Below are 627 nucleotides of genomic sequence, written 5' to 3' on the forward strand. Positions count from 1 at the left end.
AGAAGAATAGGCTATTCTCTTTTTTAAATTACGTTGACCGGGAGATGTTGAAGCTGCATAAATTATTTGGATTGTACCGACTACCAACAACCAAGGAGAAAACATAGAATGAGCGTGGGGTAATAATTCCATATTGATTCGAACCAACCCATAGGCTCCCATTTTTAATAAGATTCCAGCGAGAAGCATACARGTACTGTAATGTGCCTMWCCGTGGGTRTCWGGTAACCAWGTATGTARRGGTAKAATCGGTGATTTGACRGCAAAAGCAATAARAAATCCAATATARAATAKTATTTCAAGTGTAACAGGATAGGATTTATTAGCTAAGAGTTCTAAATTTAATGTTGGTTCRTTMGAACCATATAAACTKAYACCYARAACTCCYATTAAKARAAAAATRGAACYTCCYGCCGTGTACAAAATAAATTTTGTAGCCGAATACAGACGTTTCTTTCCACCCCACATGGATAAAAGTAGATAAACGGGAATTAATTCTAATTCCCACATGATGAAAAAAAGTAGAAGATCCCGAGAAGAAAATGATCCTATTTGACCGCTGTACATTGCTAACATCAGGAAATGAAAAAATCGGGAATCCCGAGTAACTGGAAAAGCCGCTAAAGT

The 627-nt window shown here is 36.4% G+C and carries 1 protein-coding gene; it reads right to left on the bottom strand.

All coding sequences use genetic code 11. The features are described 5' to 3' along the window. The coding region (locus EJ063_RS21880) for a proton-conducting transporter transmembrane domain-containing protein (protein WP_500691449.1) at positions 1 to 576 on the bottom strand (576 nt) is incomplete at its 3' end. Positions 577 to 627 lie beyond the last annotated feature (51 nt).

Source organism: Vibrio aquaticus, from assembly GCF_003970385.1.
GTDB classification, from domain to species: domain Bacteria; phylum Pseudomonadota; class Gammaproteobacteria; order Enterobacterales; family Vibrionaceae; genus Vibrio; species Vibrio aquaticus.